The following is a 25,696-nucleotide window of genomic DNA, read 5'->3' on the forward strand; positions in this document are numbered from 1 at the left end:
TTTGTATAGCTACGAGCTAAATAACAATCTAACCTTTTGCCTATGCATTTACCCATCTTGCCGGATATCGTAATAATTCTTGGGTTATCCGTTTTTACGATACTTATTTTTCAAAAAATAAAACTTCCAGCAATTTTAGGGTTTCTTATTACTGGGATTATAGTGGGGCCTTATGGACTGAATTTAATTGAGGCTAAACATGAAGTAGAAGTACTTTCTGAGATTGGAATTATTTTTTTATTGTTTGTAATAGGTATTGAATTCTCCTTAAAAGGATTGGCATCCATAAAAAATACAGTATTAATTGGTGGTGGTGTTCAGGTAATTGGTACAATTGGTTTAGTCACATTTTTAGCTTACGAATTGGGGTTATCCATTCAGTCGGCTGTATTTATGGGATTTTTAATTTCTTTAAGTAGTACAGCGATTGTTTTAAAAATGCTTCAAGAAAAAGGGGAGTTGATTTCCCCTCATGGTAGAGTGGCTGTTGCTATTTTAATATTTCAAGATATTATAGTCGTGTTAATGATGCTGTTAACACCTATTTTGGCTGGCCAATCAGATGATCCTATGAATGAGCTTTTATGGTTGCTCATAAAAATGATTGCAGTGGTTGCTGCCATTATTATCCTCGCAAGATATGCTGTTCCAGTACTGTTAAAACTTGTGGTTCGCGCTAAAAGTAGGGAGTTATTTATTTTGACAACTATAGTGCTTTGTTTTTCAACTGCTTGGCTTACCTCTTCTGTTGGTCTGTCGTTGGCGTTAGGTGCGTTTTTTGCAGGATTAGTTATTTCAGAATCCGAATATAGTCATCAAGCAACAGCTAATATTTTACCATTTAGAGAGATTTTTATCAGCTTCTTTTTTGTTTCGGTTGGAATGTTGTTGGATTTAAATTTTTTTATTGAGAATATCGTATACATTCATCTACTTGCAATTGCTGTAATTGGATTAAAATTAATGGTTGTTATTATTGCTGTTTTATTGTTGAAATATCAATTACGCACCAGTTTATTAACTGGACTTGCACTTTTGCAGGTAGGTGAGTTTGCTTTTTTATTATCTACTGTCGGTATGCAATATGATTTATTGTCCGAAACCGTTTATCAATATTTTCTTGCTATCTCTATTATCTCAATGGGAGCAACACCATTTATCATTAACTGGTCACCGCAATTAACTCATTATTTATTACGAACGCCTTTGCCACCAAAAGTAAGAGAGCGTTTAAAAATGAATGCTAAAAAGAAAGAACTAGAAGAGAAAAATACAACAGAGAATTTTCATGATCATGTCGTAATTATTGGTTACGGGTTAAATGGTCAAAATGTCGCAAAAGCAGCTCGAAAAGCAAATATTCCATATGTTATTATTGAAATAGATCCACAAGCTATAAAAAAAGCAAAGGATAAAGGAGAGCCTGTTGTTTTTGGAGATGCAACAGACACTGTCATTTTAAAACATGTACATATTCAAGAAGCGCGTGTTGTTGTGGTGGCAATATCCGCTCATGATGCCACCAGAAGTATTGTTAAAACCGTTCGTCTGTTTACTGAAACTGCACATATTATCGTTCGCACACGCTATATTAAAGAAGTTGATGAAATTATAAAAATAGGGGCTGATGAGGTGATACCTGAAGAGTTTGAAACTTCAATCGAAATCTTTACGCGTGTCATGAAAAAATATTTAATTCCTAATGATGAAATTGAAGAGTTTATTACGGATATACGATCCTATAACTATGAGGCATTTCGCAGTATTCCAAATATTCCAAATGGCGTAAGTACATTTCAAGTCCATATCCCCGATATGGAAATTGCCGCTATTCATGTGTTACAGGGTAAAAACAGCATTGTTGGACATACAATCTTTGAAACGGGGCTTCGAAAAAATTATAACGTAACCGTTTTAGCAATTAAACGAGATTCATCTTATATTCTTGAGATAAATGAAGATACAAAAGTTATTCAAGATGATATTATTTATTTGTTCGGATCACCAGATGATATCATTAAAGTAAACAAATATTTTGTCTATAAATAATTCCGTATCTTACACGCAACTTTAAATTATTTCAAATGAAAAAGATACTTTTAGTAGTGCTACTTGCTGCGGGCTTTAATGCATCCGCTCAAAACAACTCTGTTAAATTTACCGTATCGCCTAGCTTGGCTTTGGCCAACAACCTAGCTTTTAGTTATGAACGTAAATTCTCAGACAAATTATCTGTAAATGCGCGCGTTAACTTTACTTCTAAAAAGGCGGTGCCGTTTAACAAAATTGCAAAAAATCAACTCGGACCAATACTGGATTCCGCAGGTGTAAATTCCGATATTCTTGACACCAGAATAAACTCTTTTGGAGCAAATCTACAACTAAAGTATTTCCCGGGAGGAAATGCCTTAAGAGGGCTTTATCTTGCTCCATATATAGGTTTTCAAGGTGCGAGTATGAATGATTTCGAATTTGATTTCCCAGACTCAAGTGATCCATCTATTAAACACGGCGGTACCGTAGAGTCTGGATCTTTATTTTTTGGAGGAGGTATTGGAATTGGTAACCAATGGGTAGCTAACAATGGATTGACCCTTGATATTATGTGGTTAGGGTTAGGATGGGGAACGAATAATATCACATTCAGAGGTACAGATTCTTCTGGTGATATTAATTATGAAGAAATAAATAATGACGTGCAGGATTTTGCTGCAGAAAATGAAGAGGATTTCTCTCAATTTGGAGCAACAGTAGATAGCGAATATTCAAGCAGTGATATTAAGGTCTTTGTTAAACATCCTTTTCCTTATGTGAAAATTTTGAATTTTTCAATCGGATACTCATTCTAAACACCGCGATTAAATTTTTGCGAAGCGAATCGGAATTCCGGTTCGCTTTTTTTATTTTTAAATTTTAAAGAAGAAAATATGAAAGCAAGTCCTGAACATAATGAACGAATGGCAAAAATGACTTTTGCTTCGGTATACCCACATTATATAACTAAGGTTGAAAAGAAAGGGAGAACAATTGAAGAATTGCATCAAGTTATTACTTGGTTGACTGGTTTTAATGAAGAACAAATCGCTCAATTAATAGTTGAAAAAGTAACTTTTAAAACGTTTTTTGAAAGAGCACATTTACATCCCAATGCTCACTTAATAAAAGGCGTAATTTGCGGTTATAGGATTGAGGAACTTGAAAATGAGCTTACCAAAAATGTTCGCTACCTTGATAAACTAGTAGATGAGTTGGCAAAAGGCCGTAAAATGGAGAAGATTCTTAGGTCTGTTTAATTCCTATTCACATGAAAAAAATAATTAACATGAACTAAATCTCAGTTTTTACGCTTAAAGATATTCAGTTTTCACTGATAATTCTCGACGCAAATAATGTTCAATAATCTGTAAATCAGCATTTTGAAGTAAGTTAATTTAAAGTTAATTCGAGTTAACGTTAAAGTAATAGTCAAATAACTATAGACTAACATCTTTTCGAAGCATCTGTATGATCTTTGCCTCATAAAACAAAAAAAAATGAAAATGAAAAAAAGATTATTTCCAACAGCTGTTGTCGCTTTAGGTGCTTTAGCTGTAATGGCTTCATGTAAAAAAGAAGGTTGTTCAGATCCTGCTGCAACTAACTATGATGAGAAAGTAAAAGAAAAAAATGACGATGGTTCTTGTGTTTACCCATCTGTATTAGTTGATACAGTTTACGTTTCTGAAAATGTTACTGCAAATACAACTTGGGAGTCTGGTAAAACATATATCTTAACAAGCCGTATTGCTGTAACTGGTGGAGCAACTTTAACAATTGAGCCTGGTACAGTAGTAAAAGGTGAGGCTGGTTCTGGTGCAAACGCAACTGCTTTAATTATTGCTAGAGGTTCGAAAATTATGGCTGAAGGAACTGCTTCTGAGCCAATTATTTTCACTTCAACTGCAGATCACTTAGTACCTGGTGAAATCCAATCTCCGAACTTATCTTCTGATTTAGATGGTTTATGGGGTGGATTAATCGTTTTAGGACATGCTCAAATTTCAGCAGATGCTGAATCAGTTCAAATTGAAGGAATTCCAGTATCTGATCCAAACGGATTATATGGAGGAACAGATAATGCTGATAATTCAGGTGTTATTTCTTATATCTCTATTCGTCACGGTGGAGCTAACATCGGTGAAGGGAACGAAATCAATGGTCTTACTTTAGGAGGTGTTGGTTCAGGAACTCAAATCGATCACGTAGAAATCGTAGCTAACCAAGATGATGGTGTTGAGTTCTTTGGTGGTTCTGTTAGTGTATCTGATTTGATCGTTTTCAATAATGGAGATGATGCAATTGATACAGATCAAAACTGGATCGGAACATTATCTAACTTCATCGTTATCAATCCTGGTGATGAGGCTATGGAATTAGATGGACCAGAAGGAGCTGTTTTAGGTGGTAACTTTACTATCACAAACGGATCTGTTTACATGGACGGTGGTGATGGAATCGTTGATAATGATGATAACACGAATGTAGATATGAGCAATGTTTATTTCTTCGGATTATCTTCTGGTCAAGATTTCGATCAATTACCAACAGTAGCTTATAACATTACAAACCTTGAGGCAGTAATTCCTGACGGTGATGCAGTAGCTGATTACTTCAAAGGTGGTTCTGATGCAATGACAACTTCAGTAACAGCAGGTGCTCAAACTGTAGGGGCAAACAAAGCTGAGTTTGATACTTGGTCTTGGGCTGCGTTAGCTGGAATGTTAAGCGATTTCTAGTCACAGAAAAGAAACATTTACATAACAATTTGTTAACTCGCGAATAACCGTAAGGCTGTTCGCGAGTTCTTATTTTTGCACCAGTTTTTAAAAATAATCAATTGGAAATGAAAAATTTAATTTGGGTCCTCTTCGGGCTAATCAGTATTTCAGGGTTCGCGCAAGAAGCTGAAAAGGGCTTTATTAGAGGGACAGTCTACGAAGCAGCATCGGGTGAAACCATGCCAGGTGTTAAAGTAGAGATTATTGGTAGAGGTCAAGTGGCTAAAACAGATCTAGATGGTCAGTTTTCAGTGAGTATTGAGCCAGGTGAATATTCAATTCAATTTAGTTTCTTTTATGTTAACACGTTGTTAATTGAAAATGTCGTGGTAACAGCAGGTGAAACAAATTACCTCGAAAACCTAAATATGGAAGAGTCATCTAATGAGTTGACTAAGATTGTGGTTTACGAAGAGCGTACAACAAATACTGAAAATGCGATTCTCCACATCAAAAAGAAAAACCCAAATATGATTGATGGTATATCCAGTTCAAGTTTTAGAAAAATTGGTGATTCTGATGCTGCTGGAGCAATGACTCGGGTACCAGGAGTTTCTGTAAGTGGTGGAAAATACGTTTATATTAGAGGATTAGGTGATCGTTATAATAAAACATTGTTAAATGGAATGGACGTTCCTGGCCTTGATCCGGATAAAAACACCATTCAAATGGATATTTTCCCAACCAATATTCTTGATAATATCATTGTAAACAAATCTTTTTCTGCAGAATTACCTGCTGACTTTGCTGGGGGAGTTATCGATATTTCTTTGAAGTCTTTTCCTGAGGAAAAACAAAGAAAAATTTCAGTTGGTACAGGGTTTAATCCTTACTTTCACTTTAATAAGGATTATTTAACTTATGATGGTGGTAAAACTGATTTCTTAGGGTTTGATGACGGTTCTCGAGCAATTCCTGCCACTGAAAATATACCGTTTTTCTCAGAAGCAATTGGTGATCCTGAAAAAGCAGACAGATACAAAGAGATTCTTGGTAAATTTAATCCGGTAATGGGTGCTTATCAGCAAATGAGTTTAATGGATTATAGCTTGTCTGGTTCTTTCGGTAATCAAATTAAAAAGGGAGAAAAAACGATTGGTTATTCAGGAATGTTCTCTTATAAGAATAATACAGAATTTTATAAAGAAGCAATTTTTGCGCGATATGGTTTGTCAGGCGATCCTGATGAAATGGAAATGCAAACAAGAGAATATCAAACTGGTAGTTATGGCGTAAACAACGTTTTGTTAACTGCCATGGGAGGTATGGCAATTAAGTCAGCAAGTTCAAAATATACGTTCAATGTATTACACTTACAAAATGGTGAATCTAAAGCAGGTATATTTGATTATCTAAACTCTGATCAAGGAGCAATTTTTCAAGGTTATCAGCATAACTTAGAATACAGCCAGCGGTCATTAACCAATGTTTTATTTAGTGGTAAACATAATTACGACGATAATGATTGGGAAATTGATTGGAGAATTGCGCCAACACTTTCTTTAATCAAAGATCCAGATATTCGATTTACAAGATACGAAGAGCGTGATGACACGTTAATAATTGGAACTGAAGCTGGATTCCCTGAGCGAATTTGGCGAGAACTCGTTGAGAAAAATGTTGCTGGAAAAATTGGTGCAACAAAAGAGTTTAAAGCTTGGGAAAGAGATGCGAAGCTGAAGTTTGGAGGCGGTTACACTTTTAAAACTCGAGATTTTGTGATTCGTAACTTTGCGATGAACGTTCGTAATGTCAACTTAACTGGTGATCCAAACGAGTTGTTTACTGAAGAAAATATCTGGCCGCATAACGGAGATATTGGAAAAGGAACAACTTATGAAGTATCTTTCCTTCCTTCAAATCCTAACCAGTATAGTTCAAATGTTCATAATGCTTCAGCATACATTTCTACAGAAGTAAGTCCAACTAAACGAATTAAAGCGGTAATTGGCCTTCGTGCTGAAAGTTATACACAATTCTATACCGGTCAGGATCAATTGGGGTTAAATGTCTTGAGAAATGATGTAGTCTTACAAGATTTAGGAATTTTCCCTTCATTAAATCTAGTGTATCAAGTTACGGATCGACAAAATTTAAGGTTCTCTTATGGTATTACAACAGCACGTCCTTCATTTAAAGAATTATCTTATGCTGAGATTTATGACCCTGTTAGTGGTCGTACGTTTATCGGTGGATTATTTAAAGATGAAGATGCCGTATCAGGAAATGTTTATTGGGATGGTGAATTAGAAGTTACGGACATTCATAATATCGATGTTAGATGGGAAACATTTAACTCACCTGGTCAAACAATATCGATTACGGCCTTTTATAAAAAGTTCTATAATCCGATTGAAATTGTTCAGTTTTCGGCGCAAGTTGGATCTTTTCAACCACGTAATGTCGGTGACGGAGAATTGTTAGGTGGAGAATTCGAAATGAGACAAGGTTTGAAATTTATTTCTGAGAAGATGCAAAACTTCTCTTTCAATTTAAATTTAACTTATACGTTGTCTCGAATCCTATACAGTGATACCGAGAAAGAGAGTCGTGTGGCTAACGCAAGAACTGGACAAGAAATTGGCGACTACAGAGATATGGCGGGACAAGCACCGTATCTAATAAATGGTGGTTTAGCATATAATGGAGGAGCAGAGGGATTTGCAAAAGGATTAGAGGTTGGTGTATATTATAATGTTCAAGGAAGAACATTACAATATGTCGGAATAGTTGACCGACCAGACATTTATTCTGTACCATTCCACAGCTTAAATTTTAATGCCAATAAAACATTCGGTAAAAATGAACAGTACCAATTCGGATTAAAGGTTTCTAACCTGTTGAATGATGAAAAAGAGACGATGTTCAGATCAATTAATGCTCAAGATCAAATCTTCTCAAAATTGGCGCCAGGAACAACTGCAGCTGCTAAATTTAGCATTAAGTTTTAAAGGGTAACCTTCATAAACAAATATCATTTCCCCTGCTGTTGATTCGGTAGGGGTTTTTTGTTTTTCATATTTCAATCATATTCGCTAAAAGAACGTATTGATAACGTTCAAATTCGTTAAAATTGAAGCCAATAGTAATACCTTGAATTCCTAGCACGTAACATTAAGTTAATATACAATTCAACTTAGGTTAACACATCGTTAACCGCTCCGTAATGCCTTTTGGGTTAGCCTTCAATATTTTTGTGGAAAAAGTATTAAGTGGATCGAAAAGTATTAATTGTAGACGACGAGGAAGACATCCTTAAATTATTAAGTTATAACTTCGAAAAAGAGGGATATAAGGTGTTTACTGCCCAAACAGGGGAAGAAGCAATTAGTACTGCACTTAATGTTATTCCTGATATTATATTTTTGGATGTGATGTTGCCAGATATTGATGGAATTGAAGTCTGTGAAAAGTTAAGGAAACAACCTGCATTGAATAATAGTTATGTTTTGTTCCTCTCAGCGAGAGGAGAGGATTATTCTCAAGTAGCAGGATATCGTGCTGGCGGGGATGATTATATTGTAAAGCCTGTTCGTATGCGAGTATTACTGCATAAAACTAAAGCATTACTTGAACGTAACTTTGAGTCCATGGAGAGTAATGTTCGCGATTCCGTTCTTTTGGATATGGAGCGCTATTCGATTGTGAAAGATGGAAAAGAATCTATTATTCCTAAAAAGGAATTTGAACTGCTATCTTACCTTATGAGTGCGCCTGACAAGGTTTTTCGTAGAGAAGAAATTTTAACCAATGTTTGGGGTGATCCAAGAATTAGCGATCGTACGATTGACGTTCATGTACGTAAACTGCGTGAGAAATTTGGTATGGGAATAATTCGCACTGTCAAAGGGGTTGGTTATCGCTACATGGGGTAAGACTATTTTAGCACTGTAAATCTTTCTGTTTTCATTTTCTCATCAGAGAGAAGTGTTAAAAAATACATCCCATTACTTAGGTGATTGATATCTAGTTTTGATTCTTTTAAAATCCCTTCTTCAACTATTTGACCGACATCGTTGTGAATGACATAAGTTATAATTCCCTTGTATTGAAGGTTTTTTAGGTGTAAGTATTGCTGAGCTGGATTAGGATATAAACTAAACTCAGTTTTAAGAACTTCATGTACACTTAAAATATTGTCTGCTCCTGTGTAAACACCAAAATCATCGAAATAGAATCCATCCATTTGTAGGCCTCCGTCAGTTACTAGTCGGAATTGAAAACGTACATCTTCATGGCCAATAAAATCCTCTAAATTAATCTCTTCCAAAATCCAATCATTTTGAGTGCCATCATACAGCGGTTGATCTACATCTTGAGGTGAAACACCGAGATTTGTGTATTTACCGCATAATGGTTGCCAACTACTTCCTCCATCCACTGAAATCATAAACTGAACATAATCATAATCATTTTCTATTTCCCAACGCGCATTAAACTGAACGATTGCTCCATCGATTGTGCTAAAGTCAAACACTTCATTTAGGGTTAAAACCTTATTGAGGTTATTGGCGTAAGTGGGGTCATAAGGGCTGTCTGTAATGCAGTAATCCGGTGATACGTATGTTTCATCTGTATATCCCCAATCACCAGTCCAATTGGATAAATCTGAAGCTTCATCTTCAAAAATTGGTATAGTTTCTAGGTAGATTTTTCGAATCGTGTCTTGGCGCATCCAAAGGTCATGTCCAGTTTGTAAAATGTAAACAATGTCATCTCCAAAGTTTATTTCAGGAGTCAATGTGTATTGAATGGAATCCAATTTATTTTCATCCAGTTCGAGGGTATATGCTTTTTCTTCACCGATACTTGCAATACCTTCCAGCGGGGTAATTTTAACAGTTATAGTACCATCCTCTAGCCCATAGCGGTGAGTCTGAAAATTAAAATAGCCGCTGGTTTCTTCAATAACATCGGCTTCCAAGTCTGTTGATGCAGCATAGATATGCGGCATATGCGCTAAAATTAAATTTGTCCATACCATTTCCTTACAAGTAGGAAGAATAGCGTCTACTGGCGGCCAAAATGCATCTCCAATTTCTGGCGTAAAGGCAAAAATTTCAGGCTTAGTATCTAAATCATCCAAATACATCCAATCGTCAGAATCTCCAGAAGCAGGATATAAATCAGAACTTTTTATAGCGCTGTATTGATTATAAAGACTCATGTGATTTCCGTATGACTGAAAGTAATCATGATCTTCAGCAAACGCTTCATGCGCCCAACCTAGAGGAAATAAGAGTAAATCTCCGTGGGCATGAGCATTAAACGCGTATTTAAATGACCTGGCTTCGCAAAAGGCTTTAATTGCTTGTGTTTCTGGTTCGGAAAACGGACCTTCGCCCGCAAATGTATCACCGTTCTCATAAGGAGATGTACCAGATTCGTTCCAATGTAAACCATAATTTCTGTTCAAATCAACCCCTTTATTTCCTGTACCAATTTCTGGGTTTCTGTTTTTTCTATGCATGCCACCACCTTCAGGATTTGTTACCTGATTGTATCGGTATCCATCAGGATTTATCATTGGAACAAAGTAGAGCTCGGTTTCATCAACTAAATAACGTACCTCTTCATTTGTCTCATAATTTTCTAAAAGATACCACATATAATAGATGGTTTGAGATAAACTCATTGGCTCGCGGGCGTGATGGATAGCGGTGTAAAGTACTTCGTGCTCGTCCTCATCAACCATTGGATTGTCTGATATTTTAACCCAATGAATCGGTCGACCTTCCCATGTTTCAAACCCTAAAATTCCCGCTTTTTCTGTAATTAAATCGGGATATAATTCAAACATTTCATCTAGCTCCGCTAAAAATTCTTCATAGGTAAAATATCCTCCCATGCTTCCAAGGTCAAAATTAACAGGAGTTACAGGATTAAATTCCTCTTCAGTAGCACCTGAACAGACTTCCCGTTCATGGCTTCGATACTGATCATTTTTATGTGCTAAATAATGAGCCGTTACATCTTCAATCAAAACTTCATAACTAACGTTGTTGTCTTCTAAAATAGAAAGTTCAAAACGAGGTAAATCCGCTATAAAAAAATGATTTGATTTATGTTTGCCATGATCTAAAGATACCCCCGATTCGACAAGATGATTCAAGGTTAAATCGTCAGCATATATCTTAACTTTAACGTATTGTGTTTGACCATAAGAATAAAGTCCAACTAGTAAGGTGAGGACAAAAAATAAAAGGTTTTTCATGGAGTTGTGTCTTAATGCTATGTGCTTTAAATTTAGGGAATTAATTTGAGATATTTCTTCTTGATATTAAAAACCACTTGATTTCACAGCGGGGCAAATGAAGATCTTCTTTGATAAAATCTGATTAAATGAGGTTGTTTCGGTATTCTTCATTATATTTACCCAAAAAATTAGCATCATGTCAACAGAAAAATCAGATCGCCCATATTTTGATGAATCAACTTCAATTCTAGTTCCGATTTACGTAACAATTTGTTTGATTATTATTTTTGGAACGGTATTGTTCGGTTAGACTCATCGCAAAAGATATTTACAGAGACTCATTCGCCAATGCTAATGGGTCTTTTTTGATTTAAAAAGAACCGTATGCCTTTTAATTCCTTGTTTTCTTGGTTCATTAAGAAGCGAATTCATCAAATAGATTTATTTAAAAAATATCCGTTTGAAGTTCAAAACGAGGTGTTAATGCAGTTAGTTTTTCATGGAAAGGATACAGAATGGGGAAGGCAGCATAATTATGACGAGATTAAATCATATGCTGATTTTCAAAAAGCGGTTCCGCTCACAAATTATGAAGTACTTTCTCCTTATGTTTCTCGTTTATTAAAAAATGAACAGGGTCTTTTATGGGATGATGAAATCAAATGGTTTGCAAAGTCTTCAGGGACAATGCGTGCAAAAAGTAAATTCATTCCTGTGTCAAAGGCCTCTTTAGAAGAGTGTCATTATAAAGGGGGGAAAGATTTATTAAGTCTGTATTATAATCAAATCCCAGATCGAAAATTATATAAGGGTAAACACCTCATTCTTGGTGGAAGTGCAGAGATTAACTACCTGAATGCGGATTCTTATTTTGGTGATTTATCGGCAATTATTTTGAAGAATATGCCGTGGTGGGCAGAATTGAGAAGAACTCCTGCAAAAGAAATTGCTCTGATGAGCGAATGGGAGGAAAAGATAGAGAAACTTGCTGAAACGACGATAGATCAAGATATTTATATTTTAGCAGGTGTTCCCAGTTGGACCTTGGTTTTATGTAATCGAATTTTGGAAATAACTGGCAAATCACACCTTAGAGAAGTATGGCCTAATTTAGAATTGTTTATGCACGGTGGGGTGAATTTTGAGCCTTATCGCGCACAGTTCAAGAGACTTATTCCTTTTGATGATATGAATTATGTGGAAACATATAATGCCTCTGAGGGATTCTTTGGTATTCAAGATGATTTTTCTGTTAACGAATTATTGTTAATGCTAGATTATGGCGTTTTTTTCGAATTTATTCCCATGCACACCTATCAAGGTACAGATTCTAAAACCATTCTTCCTTTAGAAGAAATTGAATTGGGAGTTAATTATGCCCTTGTAATTTCAACCAATGCTGGGCTTTGGCGCTATATTATCGGTGATACCATCCGATTCACGAACAAATCGCCGTTTAGATTTGTAATTACAGGTCGTACCAAGAGTTTTATGAATGCTTTTGGGGAGGAATTAGTCGTTGAAAATGCAGAACGGGCAATGCAAATGGCTTGCGAAGGTACAGGTGCTGAGATTTTAGAGTACACCGCTGCGCCAATTTACATGGAAGGGCAACATAAAGGTGGGCATGAATGGTTGGTAGAATTCAGTAAAACACCTGACGATCTAAGATTATTTACCCGTAAATTAGATGAAGCACTTAAATCTTTAAATTCAGATTACGAAGCGAAACGTACAGGAGACCTTTCTTTGACAATGCCATTAGTTCGAATGGTAGAAAAAGACACCTTTTCCAACTGGCTAAAATCGAAAGGAAAGTTAGGTGGACAACATAAAGTGCCGCGATTAGCTAATGATCGAGGTATAGTAGATGAAATAAATGCCCTTTCACCCCCAATCGTGAGTTAATCGGACATTAATGTTTTAAGCGCACTTATAAAACGAAGTAGACCAATCCCAGTTAGGAGGAAGGAAATAACAGCGATAAAGCCTAATCGCAACAAGTAAAAATATAACGCTAATCCTCCAATCATAAATACCAGACCTATAATCAGACCAACTATTGCGTTATTTTTATCACCTTTTAACGCATGTGCGGACATTTGTTTATTTGAAAGCCAACGAGCGGTTATGCGAACATCTTCCTCAGTGAAATAATGCTTTTCGCGTAATTCATTTTTTATCTCCATTAAATCCATTTTCTTTTTTACTAATAATGGCAGATAATAATCACCTGCTTCATGCGGTGTTTTGATGGATTTAAAATTTGTATCAAGCGCTTCTTCCATAATTTTCTATTTTGAGTTATGGTCGAATATATGAATTATTTTAGAATATTTCGGATGTGTTTGAAAATGATAAAAAGTGCTCCAATAATCATTAAATAAGGTAAGTATGGATTGGTTTCTTTGCCTTCAAGTGTTGTAATATAAATCGATGTAGCTACAACAATTATTCCGAATAATATGAAAAAGTAAGAAACTCCCTTGCTCGCTAAGAATTTAACCCAAACTGGCTGTTGATTTTGAATTGCGTATAACTCTTGCTCTCGTATTGCTTTGAAAATTTTAGTTGCTTCTTCTGCACCAAATTCTGCATTCAGAACTTGTTTAATTTCCTCTGTTGTTAAACGACCGCTTAGTTTTTCTGCAAGATAGTGTTCTACGGCTTCTTTAGGTTTCATACTATAGGATTTTAACTGTATTCAATACAGCGTCTATTTCACGTATGTATTCACGCTTTTCGAACTTTGGTCCATAAACATAACCGCAAATAGTAACGATTTCCCCCCTTTTTTCATTCAAAATTGAATATTGTACAAAAGGGCCTCCACCGCCCACAAATACTTTTCCTTCATAAATCCACAAGCCTCTTATTTCAACTGCTGGATGACCGTCATACGTAAACTCACGCCCAACAGGTTCGTAATATTGTGAGTATTCCGTTCCCATATAGGTGTCTTTTCGTTCTCCAGGTAAATTGTATTTTAAAACAGTATCACGATGCATAAGCATAGCCTGTGTGGTCATCTGGTTGGAATCCGGGATAATTGGAGTTTTCCAAATTAAAAATCCTTGCTGAACCCAAAATGTACCACCTTCGGCTCGAGTAGCTTCGTTTCCAATTAAGTTTTTTGAGCGATCTCGTTTGAAAAAAACAAAATTTGATTGCTCTTTTTTTAATTTACATTTTTTAGGAATTGCGATAGATAACCCAAATTTTTCCTCAGCAATCTCGTTTGCTAGTTTATGAGGTTCTGCTTTGTACATGCGTTTAAGTTGGGCTACTTCAAAAGCGTTAAACTTATCACGAATTTCATACATATGATTCGTGGCATATTCGTATAATCGATTAATGTCTGAATCTTTGATGATGATGAATAATTGGTTTTTCGCGAAATAATTTCTTTTTTCAATAACTGCCGTTTCCGAATATATTGAGTCTGTGTCAATCATGAATTTCAAAATATTTCTATTGAGTTGATTCAGGTGATTGAGATCTTCTGGTCTTTTTCTAAAATATGAAAATGAAGGTTCTGGCCTTAAGTAGGGGCCAGGTGCCCGAACGGATAGTTCTTCAATTACTTTTTCACCAATCTGTCCTTCCCACAAATGATCTTCCATTAAAATTAAAATCTCCCCATGTTTACCATTCGCTTCCGGTAAATATTGGTCTTTTGGAGTATTCGAATCATCACAGGCAATAAGAGCAAATAATGAAACGATAATAAAAAGGACGTTCTTCATGATTTTTTAGGTTTATAGGCGTTTAATTCGAATTAAGTCACCTGGTTGCATTCTTTTCGGATCGATATTCCGGTTTAACGCTTGAATTTGGTCAAAAGGTATGCCAAATTTTTGACTTACTGTCCATAGGCTTTCACCCGAACGTAAGGTATAGTATTGATACTTCCCGTCGTCACTCGTTTTTGGAGGACTAGAGGATTTTGTAGTTTTGGAAGGGTTTACTTTTTCAATTTCTTCAGCGTCCTCAATGAATTTATACTCTATTAATTTTAATGTCAATTTTTGACCAGGGTAAATTTTATTAGAACGCAGTCCATTCCAGTTTCTAATATCTCTGGTATCTACATTGTATTTGGCGGCAATTTGAACGAGTGTTTCGTCTGTTTTAACGTAATGAGTTTTCTTTTTTTCAAGCGTGACAAAATTTTGTCCAATCGAATCTAAATATAAGTCATAATCATATAGTTGCTGTTCTACTAATAAAAATGTGTCGATTTTTTCAACCGGTAAATTAATACACTGTTTAGGATTAGTTTTTGGAACAACTTCTGTCTTATAAACAGGGTTCAGGTACTGAAAATCATCGGACGAAAAACCAATGAGAGAATCGAGATGATTTATTCTTATACTTGATGATAAACAAACTGTATCTACCTCATGCAAATATACTTGAGCTTCTTTTGGTATAATATTATGATCGGCATAATGGGTCATCATGTACAACATGGCAATAAAATTGGGCACATACATTTGCGTTTCCTTAGGAAGGTAAGGTCTCAGCTTCCAATAATTCATTTGGCCACCAGACCGTCTAATCGCCTTATTGACATTTCCTGGTCCTGCATTATAAGCTGCAAGTGCAATACTCCAATCTCCATATAAACCGTTCAAGTATTTCAGATAGGCGCATGCTGCTTCAGTGGCTTTCTCAGGATCCATCCTTTCATCAACATAAGAGTCATTATCTAATCCATACATTCTGCCTGTGCGATACATGAATTGCCATAAACCAGTTGCACCAACACGAGACTTCACTTGTGGTCTTAACCCACTCTCAATTACGGAAAGGTATTTTAACTCTAAGGGGATTTGATGCTTATCTAAGTACTCTTCATACATTGGGAAATACAACTTCGATCGACCAATACAAACTGCCGTAAAACGGCGTCTATTTTTAGCAAAATATTTAACGGTTTTTAATACATCTTCATTCGCTTCAATTTCAATGATGGTGTTTTCATTTAAGGCATTTAACCGCGCATAAAATATACTATCCGAAAATTCTGGTCGATCATTTTCTTCATAACCCAAAGAATCAATTACTGCGTAAGCACGCTCTTGTCCCCAGGTTTCTTTGTAATATTCAAACAATGAATGTTCTACAACATTTAAAAATCGTTGATATGTAAGTTCTTCTTCTTCCTCGGTGAGCTCAATATGTATTGAATCTGGAACAACAGTTGTACTGTCTTGAGCGAAAATTTGAATGGATAGAAAAGATAATAATAGGGTCAATAATCTCATAAAGGGTGGTCAATTAATGACATTCAGTCATCATAAAATTAGCAAAAGCTAATAAATTTTCCTCATCCAGATGGTCTGCCATTACTTGAATACCAAAAGGTAGTCCATTTGAATGCTTACCCAGAGGTAGAGAAATAGCCGGATTTCCAGCGAGGTTTGCTTGAACAGTAAAAATATCTTGTAGATACATAGTGATAGGATCATCCGCATTTTTACCAATTTCAAAGGCTGTGGATGGTGTTGTGGGTAGAATTACAAAATCATAGTCGTTAAAGATTTCTTTTGTCTTATTCTGTATTACTCTTCTTACTTTTTGTCCTTTTGTGTAATAGGCGTCATAATAGCCGTGCGATAGAACAAAAGTTCCCGTCATAATCCTTCTTTTAACTTCCTCACCAAAACCTTCAGAACGTGATTTTTTGTATGTGTTTTCAACTCCCGCTACATCATCCGCTTGATATCCAAAATGAACACCATCATAGCGTGAATAGTTTGAAGAAGCTTCGGCCGTAGTTAAAACATAATAAGTAGGTACCATTTGGTCTAAGTATGGGAAACTCACAGGTTCAACTTGGTGTCCTTTAGATCGAAGGTCTTCAATAACTTCAAGTGTTCGCGATTTAATCTCAGGGTCTATTCCGTCGCGTTCGAGACAATCTTGAATATAGGCAATTTTTAATTTTTTGTTCGAATCAAATTCGAGATTATAAGCGGAAACATCTGATTGATGTAAAGTACTATCATAATCATCTTTACCGCTCATTATAGCACTTACAATTGCCGTGTCTTCTACTGTGGTTGAGAACGGACCAATTTGATCAAAAGAAGAAGCGTAAGCTAATAATCCATAGCGTGAAATACGGCCGTAGGTCGGTTTAAACCCAATAACACCAGAAAAAGAGGCCGGTTGGCGTATCGAACCACCAGTATCAGAACCTAAACTAACTGTACATAGATTTGCAGCAATTGCTGCCGATGAACCGCCTGATGAACCACCAGGTACCATTTTTTCATTATGCGGGTTTTTAACTGGGCCAAAAGCTGAGTTTTCATTAGAACTGCCCATCGCGAATTCATCACAATTCAATCGTCCTATTATGATAGCGTCCTCAGCAATTAATCGCTCAACCGCAGTAGCGGTATATAATGATTCAAAACCGTCTAATATTTTGGAGGCAGCGGATACTCGATGGCCTTTAAAAGCGAGATTGTCTTTTAAACCAATCACCATACCGGCAAGCTTCCCCGCCGTTCCAGCATTAATTTTTTCGTCAATGACTCTAGCCTGGCTAAGCGCTTCCTCCGAAAAAACTTCTAAAAAAATATTAAGGTGTTCATGGCTTTTGATTCGATCTAAATAATAAGTTGTAATATTTTCAACCGAATCGCCTTGACTCAAAGCAGATTTAATTTCCGCAAATGAATTGTACATAGCGAATTTTATTCTTCAATTTTATCTTTAGATTCATCCCCAGCTCCGTTCATTTCATCTTTAAATCCTTTAATTCCTTTACCCATTCCTTTCATCAATTCTGGAAGTTTTTTTCCTCCAAAAAGAAGTAAAATAGCAAGAACAATTAAAGCAATTTGCCAAGGTCCAACCCAACCTGCGTATACTACATTTTCCATTTTTCGTTTGTTTAGAACAAATGCAAAGGTACGAAATATAAGCTATAAATTTAAAGATTGTAAAAGGAGTTTTTTCCGATATCAACAAATCGCCTTAATACTTCAACAACAGCAGGTAGCTTACTCAATCATGACCGGTCATTTAGTGGTAGAAATAATCGAATAATAATCCTTATTTTTGGGAACTTTAAGATGATAAGTTGACGCAAATGATAACTATAAAAAACTATATAAATGGCGAAATGATTGCGCCAAAATCCGGTAAGTATTTGGATAATTATGATCCTTCTCGAGGAAAAGTATATGCCCAAATACCCGACTCTGACAAATCTGATATCGACGCGGCGGTTGCTGGTGCTGAGGCTGCTTTTCCAATTTGGTCTAAAATGCCGAAACAGGAGCGGTCAGATTTTATGATAAAAATTGCCAATAGAATTCAGGATAGATTAGCCGAATTTGCAGCGGCTGAATCGCTAGACAATGGAAAGCCGGTTTCCCTTGCTAGTCATGTTGATATACCACGAGCAGTGAGCAATCTTAAATTTTTTGCTACAGCTATTTTACATTATGCCTCCGAGTCACATGCTATGGAAGGGATGGGTGTCAACTATACCTTGCGAAAACCAATTGGTGTCGTTGGTTGTATTTCACCATGGAATTTACCCCTTTACTTATTCACATGGAAGATTGCACCGGCTCTCGCAGCAGGAAACTGTGTCGTTGCTAAACCTTCTGAAATCACACCGATGACCGCTTTTATGCTCTCAGAAGTTTGTGCAGAAGTCGGATTGCCAAAAGGGGTATTTAATATTGTTCATGGATTAGGACAAAAGGTTGGAGATGCCATCTCCAGAGATCCAAAAATAAAGGCCATTTCATTTACGGGAGGAACAGCAACTGGGGCTACTATTGCAAAAATTGCAGCTCCAATGTTTAAAAAACTGTCTTTAGAATTAGGTGGAAAAAATCCAAATATCATATTTGCTGATTGTGATTTCGATAAAGCACTTTCAACAACAATTCGATCTTCATTTGCCAATCAAGGTCAAATTTGCTTGTGCGGATCAAGGATCTTCATAGAACGACCTATTTATGAGAAGTTCAAAAAAGCTTTTATAGAGAAAGTCTCAAAGTCAAAAGTGTCATACCCGTCCGATCCTGAGGCTAAATTGGGAGCTTTGGTTTCAAAATCGCATTTAGAGAAAGTATTGTCTTATGTTGATTTAGCTAAGGAAGAAGGTGGTGATGTTTTAACCGGTGGTGAACAAGTTTTTTTAGAAGGTGAATACAGTAAAGGTTATTACATGCGCCCAACTATAATTGAAGGCTTAGCCTATGATTGCCGAACCAATCAAGAAGAAATTTTTGGACCAGTTGTTACATTAACTCCTTTCGACAGTGAAGAAGAAGTGTTGATGATGGCCAATTCTACTCAATATGGATTATCATCGACTATTTGGACAGAAAATTTGAGACGCGCTCACCGAATGGCGGAAGAAATTGAGGCTGGTATTGTTTGGATAAATTCATGGCTCGTTAGAGATTTGAGAACTCCGTTCGGCGGTGTTAAAAATTCAGGTGTAGGACGTGAAGGTGGATTTGAAGCGTTACATTTTTTTACCGAACCGAAGAACGTTTATATTCAACACTAAGGGAAGTGATTATTTGATGAGTTCCATTTGTGGAGCATCAAACTAAAAATTAATCATGAATTATGGACAAGATGTTTTTTGCGTTTTGCTCATTGTTATAATACTCAGCAAATTTAAGGTCTCTTTCGTGTTTTAACTCGGATGTAAACGGTATGTTAATGAGTTGATTAATCCGACTTGCAATGTCATGCGGAGTGTTTTCAGTGTGACACATTGCGGTAAAAATTCCTGAATCATCCATTTTATCGTTGATGATGATATGCCTACCAGATTCTAAAGCATGTAATAATTTAAGTTTGATACCCGTTTGTTGGAAGGTCATTAATAAATTTATCCGCGAATTTTTAATGAGATCATCCATTTCTTCCAATGATGGCGTGTCAATTAACTTTACATGGGGTAGATTCGCTTTTTCTATTGCTTCACTTAATATCGATGAAGGGTTTTTGCCTGCGATGACAATGGGAATTTCTGTAAGTGGGGCCACCTCTTTTAAAATAAAGAGTGCAGCATGTTCATTTTCTTTTACGGATAGGTTGCCTTGAAAAAGGACTTGTTTAATGGTATGCTCCTGTAGGTGCTCAATCTTCCCAATACTATGAAAAAAGGGAGGTATATGATGGGTTTTTGCGTAAGTTTCAAAGTGCGGGATATCCATTTTTGCAACACAGAGTATCCCGTTTACATCTTTTAAATTAGATTCAAAACGAGCTAACTTTTTTGCTTCTAACTTAAAGTATATTTTTTTTATTTTGGATTGCTCCCACAATGCCAGCCCAGCATAGTAAGCATGCTCGATATTATTCGCCCTAAAGATCTTTTTTCTATTCTTTAATCTTCTGTTATTCATCCAATAACACGTCTGTATTCCGTCAAAAAGTATAGGGTAGTCATCTTTGAGCAACCTTTTTAAAATGGCTTTATTATCTCTGCTTGCAATAACGTATGGAAGGCGTGAAAAAAGAAGTTTCCAAATTCTCTTTTTTCGGGGGTAGTAATGAATTTCTTCACAGTATTTTTTCAGTTCTTCATGAGGCGGATTATGACCATCGTAATAAAAACAATGGTATATGATTTTTCCCCCAACTTGATGCAAGGTCTTTAGCTTGTAATAAACATCAACAATCCCTCCATAGTTAGGAGGGTAGGGAACGTCAAATGCAATAATATGGAATTTTTGATCTGTCAAAATATGGTTTTTAAAACTTGTTTTTCTTGTTGCCAATTAAGTTGTTTAGCGGCTTTGATGGTATTCTCTTTACAAGATTGTAATCGTTTTTTATCGGACATAATTCCTTCAATTTTATGAGCAATTTCTTCCGGTTGGTGAGACTTTAGAACATAGCCCACCTCGTAAGTCTCTACAATATTTTTAACTTCAACCAAATCTGATACTAATAAAGGAATGCCCGCATGGATATAATCAAATATTTTATTGGGTAAGGAAAAACGATAATTTACATTTGTGTCTTTATCCAAGGATAATCCTAGGTCTGAAACCATTGTAAAGTTCATGAGTTCAGCATATGGACGTTTGCCATAAAAACGAACGGTTTCAGATAACTGATTTTTTTTAACTTGATTTTTCAAGGTTGGAATTACATCTCCATCACCCACAAAGATTAGCATCACTCCTGTTAGGTGTTTCATTGCTTCAATCATCTCCTCGCCTCCACGATCAATATTGATGCCAGCTCCTTGTAAAATAATAATAAATTTATCTTCTGGTAGGTTGAGCTCCTTCCTTGTCTTAATTTCTTTCAAGCCTTTAAAATCACTTATATTTCTAACGACTTTTACTTTCCGGTTATAAGCAGCTCGGTAGGCTTTCGCGATGGATTCATTTACCGTATACATTTCATCCACTTTTGGCACGGTAAAACGCTCTATTTTGGTCCAAATTTTTTGTATTTTAGGTCGTGTTACTAATTCGGGAACTTGGGTAAAATACTCATGCGAATCATAGACTAATTTACACTTGCGTTTCAATTTTTTTGCGCAATAGTTCGCTAGCAATGTATCAAGATCATTCGAAAGTAATACATCTGCCCGGTGAAACAGCAAATAAAAAAATAGGCGAAGATTATAATTTGCATAGAATAGGGCGCCTTTCGTAAACCAAAGCGGAAATCGTTTTGTTTTATAGGGTGTTTTCAACAAGGGTTTACTTTGTTTTAACTTTCTTCCTACTAGCGTAACCTCGTAATTTTGTTCGACCAAGAATTCACAAACTTTCCGCACCCGTTGATCAGTGAATAAATCGTTTGTTACAGAAACAATAATTTGTTTTTTTTTGGCCATTTGACAAAAGTAAGAAAACGAACAATATCCCAAAATAGTATTTCATCGGGCAATTGAACCTTTTATCCGTTAGAAATTTACCGTTGAAATAAATTAACGCGAATTATCCATGAAACTTGTTTAAATTTGATAACGAGATATAAACTTCATTTACCACTTTATGAATATGACTTTTTGGAAAACTTTTTGGGCCAGTTTAATCGCAACAGTATCTGCGGGAATTTTATTGTTGATTATATTTTTTCTCATTGTTAGTGCAATGATATCAAGTGCAGAATCGATGTTCAGTGCGAGTAAGTTAACGGTAAAAGAAAATACAGTATTGCATATGGAGCTCAATGGAACGATTGGGGATTACACGTACGCAGACTTTAGTCCAACAAGTTTTCAATTGGAAAAGCAATTCGGTTTAAAGGAAGTTTTAAGTGGCATTGAGATTGCAAAAGCGGATGAGAATATAAAGGGGATTTTTTTAAACTGTGATAATGTGAGCGCAGGACTTGCAACTGTCCAAGAAATTCGTGCTGCTTTAGAAGATTTTCAAGAGAGTGGTAAATTCATTGTTGCTTATCACGAAAACTACAGTAGTAAAGCTTATTATTTAAGTAGTGTCGCTGAAGAGTTGTATGTTTTTCCAAGCGGTATGATTGATTTTTTAGGATTAGGCGCTGAATTGATGTTTTTTAAAGGAGCATTAGACAAATTGGAAGTAGATGTACAGATTATTCGTGGATCGAACAATAAATTTAAAAGTGCTGTTGAACCATTTATTAATGAGAAAATGAGTGATGCAAATCGTGAACAGGTTCAAAAATACTTAGATGCACTTTGGGGAGAAATGACAAAAGCTGTTGGGGCGTCAAGAAATTTAAAGGAAGGTTATTTAAATAAAGTGGCGGACAGTGTTTTAATTCGTAAATCATCAGATGCCGTAACTTATAAAATGGCAGACGCTGTAAAATATTATGATGAAGTATTACAAAATCTAGCAGAAAAGGTAAAGGTTAATGAAGATTCACTTCAATTGTTATCGTTTCAAAAATATGCCCTTAAAAAGACAAAAGAAGCACATACATTAACCAAACTTGACGATAAGAATATCGCCGTGATTTTTGCTGAAGGAGAAATCGTAGATGGAAGAGGAGATAAAAATCAAATAGGAGGAACGAGATTGTCTGAGCAAATTAGAGAAGCACGTATTGATGACAAAATAAAAGCAGTGGTCTTAAGAGTGAATTCACCAGGAGGGTCAGCGCTAGCTAGTGATATTATTTGGCGAGAGGTTAAAGAAACGAAAAAACTTAAACCAGTTATTGTTTCGATGGGGGATTTAGCTGCGTCAGGTGGTTATTATATTGCATGCGAAGCTAATCGAATTTTTGCGCAGCCAACTACAATTACTGGTTCGATAGGTGTTTTTGGCATGATTCCTTATACAGGCGACTTATTTAAAAATAAGATGGGGATAACGTTTGATCGTGTTCAAACGAATGCGCACAGTGTGATTTCTCTAAATAAACGATTGGAAGAAGATGAGTTAGCAATCATTCAAGAAGGGGTTGATGATATTTATGATGATTTTATTTCCAAGGTTGCTGCAGGAAGAAATATGACTAAGGCGGCTGTTGACAGTATTGGTCAAGGTAGAGTTTGGGCCGGAAAAGATGCGATTGAATTAGGTTTAGTGGATGAATTTGGAGGTCTACATGATGCAATTGCTTATGCAGCTGATGAAGCGGGAATCACTGAAGATAAGGTGGCTATAAAATACATACCGCTTGGTGAAGAAAATCAATTCTTTCAGTTTTTAGAAAATTTAGAAGAAGGACAAGGAATGCAGGCGCGTGAAGTGACCCCACTTGAAAGTCAGTTAAAAGGGGTGTATCAAGCCATTAGAGGTTTGAGTAAAGCATCAACCTATCAAGCGAGAATGCCTTATATGTTATGGGTAGAATAAAAAAGACCGCTTAACAAAGCAGTCTCTTCATTTATTTTAACTTGAAATAATCAGGGTCTTTTTTCTTGACTTCGTTGAGGTATCCTTTAATTCGTTGCTCATGGTCTTTCTTTACCACCATAAGAATGTCGTGAGCTTCTACAACGATATAGTCATTCAAGCCTTGTAACACAGCCATTTTACCGTTTGGTATATTCACAATACAGTTTTCGCTTTCAAATAAATGAACTTTATTGCCGATCACTGCATTGCCTTCAACATCAGTTTCTAAATGGGTATATAAACTGCCCCATGTACCTAAATCAGACCAACCAAAATTGGCTAATACTACAAAAACATTTTTAGCATTTTCAAGTACTGCAAAATCAATTGAAATGTCTTCGCATTTATAAAAAGCATCGTCAATAAAGTCTTGTTCCGCCGATGTATTGTAGTCATTACCTTTTGTAGTGAATAACTCGTTCAGTTTTGGTTTAAACTTCTGTAAGGATTCAATAATTGTTGCTGCTTTCCAAATAAAAATGCCTGAATTCCAATAATAGTCTCCACTTTTCAAAAAGATTTCTGCTAATTCACGGTTCGGTTTTTCGGTAAACTGCCTTACTTTTCTAACTTCACCCATTAGGATGTCCCGACCATCTTCAAATTGTATATAACCATAACCAGTATCTGGGCGAGATGGTTTTATACCGAGGGTTACTAAATGCTCTCCGTCAGCGGCTTTTTTTAATGCTACATTTACAATATCAACAAATCGATCCTCCTTCATAATAAGGTGGTCAGAGGGAGCAACGATTAGGTTTGCATTGGGGTTTAAATTATAAATTTTATGAGAAGCATAGGCAATACAGGCAGCTGTATTTTTTCGCATGGGTTCGGTTAAAATTTGACCATCAGGTAGGCCAATTTGCGCTTTAACTAAATCCGCATACTTTGCATTTGTAACGACATATATTTGACTGTCTGGCACTAATTTTTGAAGACGCTCATGTGTCATTTGTATGAGCGTTTTACCAATACCTAATACATCTAAAAACTGTTTGGGGTGAGTTTCTTGGCTCATTGGCCAGAATCGACTTCCAATTCCCCCCGCCATTATGATGGCAAAATTATTATTCATTTATTTAATTTTCTATATGTTCAACCTCCGCCAATCCCAAAACACGATAAAATTTTTGCGAAGATACATCTTGGCATTCAAATCTCGTTCGCAGCTTCTTACCTTTAACGTAAATTTTACCGTTAAGTTTAAAATGAGCGCCAAATTTTAGTGTTTCAAGTGTAGGTAATGTGGATTTATCATAACGCTTTAAAACACGATATAGTCTATCGTCTGTGCAAGATGATGCTTTCGCATTTTTTAAATAATTAGTTAAAGCTTGTCTAATGTCATCGGGCAACTCAATTTCACTTAAAATCGGTGCTGCAATATTTTGAAACTCCTTTTTCCACTCTAAACCATGTGGTTTTACTCGATTTTTATATTTATTGTAGGTAGTTAGATGCGCCATCTCATGGAGTGTGGTAATTAAAAAAGCGTATTGATTTAAATCTCCATTCACTGAGATGCGATGGGGTTGCCCTCTGAATGGATGACGATAATCCCCAAGTTTAGTTTTACGTTTTTTACTTACGGTGAAATGAACAACATGTTCAATGATGAACGAGGCAATGTATCGACTGGAGCCGGTCGGTAAAAATCGTTCTAATTCTTGAGCAAAAGCCTCTATTCGTGCAGATTTATCCAAATTGTTTCTTTTTTGCAAAAATAAAGTATTTCAACTGTTTTCGCTAACCAATAATTTTGGTGCCACTAAAAATAAGTTCACAGCGACTTTTATTTAACTTTGTATATTTAGGAGACAGCTGATAGA

General features: G+C 35.9%; 19 protein-coding genes and 2 pseudogenes. 10 read left to right on the plus strand and 11 right to left on the minus strand.

The window, feature by feature from the left end; all coding sequences use genetic code 11:
- Nucleotides 1-42 precede the first annotated feature (42 nt).
- The 6 genes from A8143_RS03980 (at nucleotide 43) to A8143_RS04005 (ending at nucleotide 8,692) form a co-directional block, all read left to right on the plus strand.
- Nucleotides 43-2,049: a monovalent cation:proton antiporter family protein gene (locus A8143_RS03980; protein ID WP_066756606.1), complete on the plus strand. Its 2,007-nt coding sequence runs from the start codon at nucleotides 43-45 to the stop codon at nucleotides 2,047-2,049.
- Nucleotides 2,050-2,084: 35 nt separating this feature from the next.
- The gene (locus tag A8143_RS03985) at nucleotides 2,085-2,849 is read left to right on the plus strand and encodes a DUF3575 domain-containing protein (RefSeq protein WP_066756609.1); all 765 of its coding nucleotides are present in this window, start codon (nucleotides 2,085-2,087) and stop codon (nucleotides 2,847-2,849) included.
- A 78-nt stretch (nucleotides 2,850-2,927) separates the two neighbouring features.
- Nucleotides 2,928-3,293, plus strand: coding sequence for a DUF2200 domain-containing protein (locus A8143_RS03990; protein ID WP_066756612.1), 366 nt, complete (start codon nucleotides 2,928-2,930; stop codon nucleotides 3,291-3,293).
- A gap of 246 nt (nucleotides 3,294-3,539) precedes the next feature.
- Entirely contained in the window at nucleotides 3,540-4,775 is a 1,236-nt protein-coding gene (locus A8143_RS03995; RefSeq protein WP_139134258.1) for a hypothetical protein, read from the plus strand.
- 107 nt (nucleotides 4,776-4,882) lie between these two features.
- Nucleotides 4,883-7,768: a TonB-dependent receptor domain-containing protein gene (locus tag A8143_RS04000; RefSeq protein WP_066756619.1), complete on the plus strand. Its 2,886-nt coding sequence runs from the start codon at nucleotides 4,883-4,885 to the stop codon at nucleotides 7,766-7,768.
- Nucleotides 7,769-8,029: 261 nt separating this feature from the next.
- On the plus strand, nucleotides 8,030-8,692 hold the full coding sequence (locus A8143_RS04005) for a response regulator transcription factor (protein WP_066756622.1): 663 nt from the start codon (nucleotides 8,030-8,032) through the stop codon (nucleotides 8,690-8,692).
- 2 nt (nucleotides 8,693-8,694) lie between these two features.
- On the opposite strand, the gene A8143_RS04010 is transcribed toward A8143_RS04005, so the two are convergent.
- On the minus strand, nucleotides 8,695-11,031 hold the full coding sequence (locus A8143_RS04010) for a M14 family zinc carboxypeptidase (protein WP_066756625.1): 2,337 nt from the start codon (nucleotides 11,029-11,031) through the stop codon (nucleotides 8,695-8,697).
- Nucleotides 11,032-11,397: 366 nt separating this feature from the next.
- On the opposite strand from A8143_RS04010, the pseudogene A8143_RS04015 reads away from it, so the two are divergent.
- Together A8143_RS04015 and A8143_RS17410 are read left to right on the plus strand one after the other, a co-directional pair.
- Nucleotides 11,398-12,480 (plus strand): annotated as a pseudogene (locus A8143_RS04015) (GH3 auxin-responsive promoter family protein); the annotation flags it as partial.
- A gap of 114 nt (nucleotides 12,481-12,594) precedes the next feature.
- Nucleotides 12,595-12,921 (plus strand): annotated as a pseudogene (locus A8143_RS17410) (hypothetical protein); the annotation flags it as partial.
- Here A8143_RS17410 and A8143_RS04020 read toward each other — a convergent pair.
- From A8143_RS04020 to A8143_RS04045, 6 genes are read right to left on the minus strand one after another with little or no spacing between them, the layout of a single operon-like run.
- Entirely contained in the window at nucleotides 12,918-13,301 is a 384-nt protein-coding gene (locus A8143_RS04020) for a hypothetical protein (protein ID WP_066756631.1), read from the minus strand. The pseudogene A8143_RS17410 and the gene A8143_RS04020 overlap by 4 nt on opposite strands.
- Before the next feature lie 35 nt (nucleotides 13,302-13,336).
- Nucleotides 13,337-13,696 carry a hypothetical protein gene (locus tag A8143_RS04025; RefSeq protein WP_066756640.1) on the minus strand — a complete coding sequence of 120 codons (360 nt, stop codon included), beginning with the start codon at nucleotides 13,694-13,696 and terminating at the stop codon, nucleotides 13,337-13,339.
- Between the two features lies 1 nt (nucleotide 13,697).
- Nucleotides 13,698-14,759 carry a DUF4837 family protein gene (locus A8143_RS04030; protein WP_066756643.1) on the minus strand — a complete coding sequence of 354 codons (1,062 nt, stop codon included), beginning with the start codon at nucleotides 14,757-14,759 and terminating at the stop codon, nucleotides 13,698-13,700.
- Nucleotides 14,760-14,771: 12 nt separating this feature from the next.
- Nucleotides 14,772-16,283 carry a lytic transglycosylase domain-containing protein gene (locus tag A8143_RS04035; protein WP_066756646.1) on the minus strand — a complete coding sequence of 504 codons (1,512 nt, stop codon included), beginning with the start codon at nucleotides 16,281-16,283 and terminating at the stop codon, nucleotides 14,772-14,774.
- Nucleotides 16,284-16,296: 13 nt separating this feature from the next.
- Nucleotides 16,297-17,715 carry an Asp-tRNA(Asn)/Glu-tRNA(Gln) amidotransferase subunit GatA gene (gene gatA, locus A8143_RS04040; protein WP_066756649.1) on the minus strand — a complete coding sequence of 473 codons (1,419 nt, stop codon included), beginning with the start codon at nucleotides 17,713-17,715 and terminating at the stop codon, nucleotides 16,297-16,299.
- Nucleotides 17,716-17,723: 8 nt separating this feature from the next.
- Nucleotides 17,724-17,912 carry a Sec-independent protein translocase subunit TatA/TatB gene (locus tag A8143_RS04045; protein WP_066756652.1) on the minus strand — a complete coding sequence of 63 codons (189 nt, stop codon included), beginning with the start codon at nucleotides 17,910-17,912 and terminating at the stop codon, nucleotides 17,724-17,726.
- Nucleotides 17,913-18,121: 209 nt separating this feature from the next.
- Between A8143_RS04045 and A8143_RS04050 the strand changes: the two genes are divergently transcribed.
- Nucleotides 18,122-19,564 (plus strand): aldehyde dehydrogenase, encoded by a 1,443-nt coding sequence (locus A8143_RS04050; protein WP_066756655.1) that lies wholly within the window; start codon nucleotides 18,122-18,124, stop codon nucleotides 19,562-19,564.
- 49 nt (nucleotides 19,565-19,613) lie between these two features.
- Here A8143_RS04050 and A8143_RS04055 read toward each other — a convergent pair whose 3' ends face one another.
- Nucleotides 19,614-20,789, minus strand: a complete 1,176-nt coding sequence (locus tag A8143_RS04055; RefSeq protein WP_066756658.1) for a glycosyltransferase — start codon at nucleotides 20,787-20,789, stop codon at nucleotides 19,614-19,616.
- Complete coding sequence (locus A8143_RS04060; protein ID WP_066756661.1) at nucleotides 20,750-21,865, minus strand: glycosyltransferase; 1,116 nt, start codon at nucleotides 21,863-21,865, stop codon at nucleotides 20,750-20,752. Before A8143_RS04060 ends, A8143_RS04055 begins: the two co-directional genes overlap by 40 nt.
- Nucleotides 21,866-22,025: 160 nt before the next feature.
- On the opposite strand from A8143_RS04060, the gene sppA reads away from it, so the two are divergent.
- Nucleotides 22,026-23,822 carry a signal peptide peptidase SppA gene (gene sppA, locus A8143_RS04065; RefSeq protein WP_083261206.1) on the plus strand — a complete coding sequence of 599 codons (1,797 nt, stop codon included), beginning with the start codon at nucleotides 22,026-22,028 and terminating at the stop codon, nucleotides 23,820-23,822.
- A 31-nt stretch (nucleotides 23,823-23,853) separates the two neighbouring features.
- On the opposite strand, the gene A8143_RS04070 is transcribed toward sppA, so the two are convergent.
- Together A8143_RS04070 and A8143_RS04075 are read right to left on the minus strand one after the other, a co-directional pair.
- Nucleotides 23,854-24,942: a mannose-1-phosphate guanylyltransferase gene (locus tag A8143_RS04070; protein WP_066756664.1), complete on the minus strand. Its 1,089-nt coding sequence runs from the start codon at nucleotides 24,940-24,942 to the stop codon at nucleotides 23,854-23,856.
- Between the two features lie 4 nt (nucleotides 24,943-24,946).
- Nucleotides 24,947-25,570 (minus strand): SprT-like domain-containing protein, encoded by a 624-nt coding sequence (locus A8143_RS04075; RefSeq protein ID WP_175437478.1) that lies wholly within the window; start codon nucleotides 25,568-25,570, stop codon nucleotides 24,947-24,949.
- Between the last annotated feature and the right edge of the window lie 126 nt (nucleotides 25,571-25,696).

The sequence above is a fragment of the Crocinitomix algicola genome (genome assembly GCF_001661595.2).
In the GTDB taxonomy this organism is placed as follows: domain Bacteria; phylum Bacteroidota; class Bacteroidia; order Flavobacteriales_D; family Crocinitomicaceae; genus Crocinitomix; species Crocinitomix algicola.

Excerpts from the sequence above, each read along its gene's own strand:
- A8143_RS03980 (WP_066756606.1), top strand. The coding sequence starts at position 43 with ATGCATTTACCCATCTTGCCGGATATCGTAATAATTCTTGGGTTATCC.
- A8143_RS03985 (WP_066756609.1), top strand. The coding sequence starts at position 2,085 with ATGAAAAAGATACTTTTAGTAGTGCTACTTGCTGCGGGCTTTAATGCA.
- A8143_RS03990 (WP_066756612.1), top strand. The coding sequence starts at position 2,928 with ATGAAAGCAAGTCCTGAACATAATGAACGAATGGCAAAAATGACTTTT.
- A8143_RS03995 (WP_139134258.1), top strand. The coding sequence starts at position 3,540 with ATGAAAAAAAGATTATTTCCAACAGCTGTTGTCGCTTTAGGTGCTTTA.
- A8143_RS04000 (WP_066756619.1), top strand. The coding sequence starts at position 4,883 with ATGAAAAATTTAATTTGGGTCCTCTTCGGGCTAATCAGTATTTCAGGG.
- A8143_RS04010 (WP_066756625.1), bottom strand. The coding sequence starts at position 11,031 with ATGAAAAACCTTTTATTTTTTGTCCTCACCTTACTAGTTGGACTTTAT.
- A8143_RS04020 (WP_066756631.1), bottom strand. The coding sequence starts at position 13,301 with ATGGAAGAAGCGCTTGATACAAATTTTAAATCCATCAAAACACCGCAT.
- A8143_RS04025 (WP_066756640.1), bottom strand. The coding sequence starts at position 13,696 with ATGAAACCTAAAGAAGCCGTAGAACACTATCTTGCAGAAAAACTAAGC.
- A8143_RS04030 (WP_066756643.1), bottom strand. The coding sequence starts at position 14,759 with ATGAAGAACGTCCTTTTTATTATCGTTTCATTATTTGCTCTTATTGCC.
- A8143_RS04035 (WP_066756646.1), bottom strand. The coding sequence starts at position 16,283 with ATGAGATTATTGACCCTATTATTATCTTTTCTATCCATTCAAATTTTC.
- gatA (WP_066756649.1), bottom strand. The coding sequence starts at position 17,715 with ATGTACAATTCATTTGCGGAAATTAAATCTGCTTTGAGTCAAGGCGAT.
- A8143_RS04045 (WP_066756652.1), bottom strand. The coding sequence starts at position 17,912 with ATGGAAAATGTAGTATACGCAGGTTGGGTTGGACCTTGGCAAATTGCT.
- A8143_RS04050 (WP_066756655.1), top strand. The coding sequence starts at position 18,122 with ATGATAACTATAAAAAACTATATAAATGGCGAAATGATTGCGCCAAAA.
- A8143_RS04060 (WP_066756661.1), bottom strand. The coding sequence starts at position 21,865 with ATGGCCAAAAAAAAACAAATTATTGTTTCTGTAACAAACGATTTATTC.
- sppA (WP_083261206.1), top strand. The coding sequence starts at position 22,026 with ATGAATATGACTTTTTGGAAAACTTTTTGGGCCAGTTTAATCGCAACA.
- A8143_RS04070 (WP_066756664.1), bottom strand. The coding sequence starts at position 24,942 with ATGAATAATAATTTTGCCATCATAATGGCGGGGGGAATTGGAAGTCGA.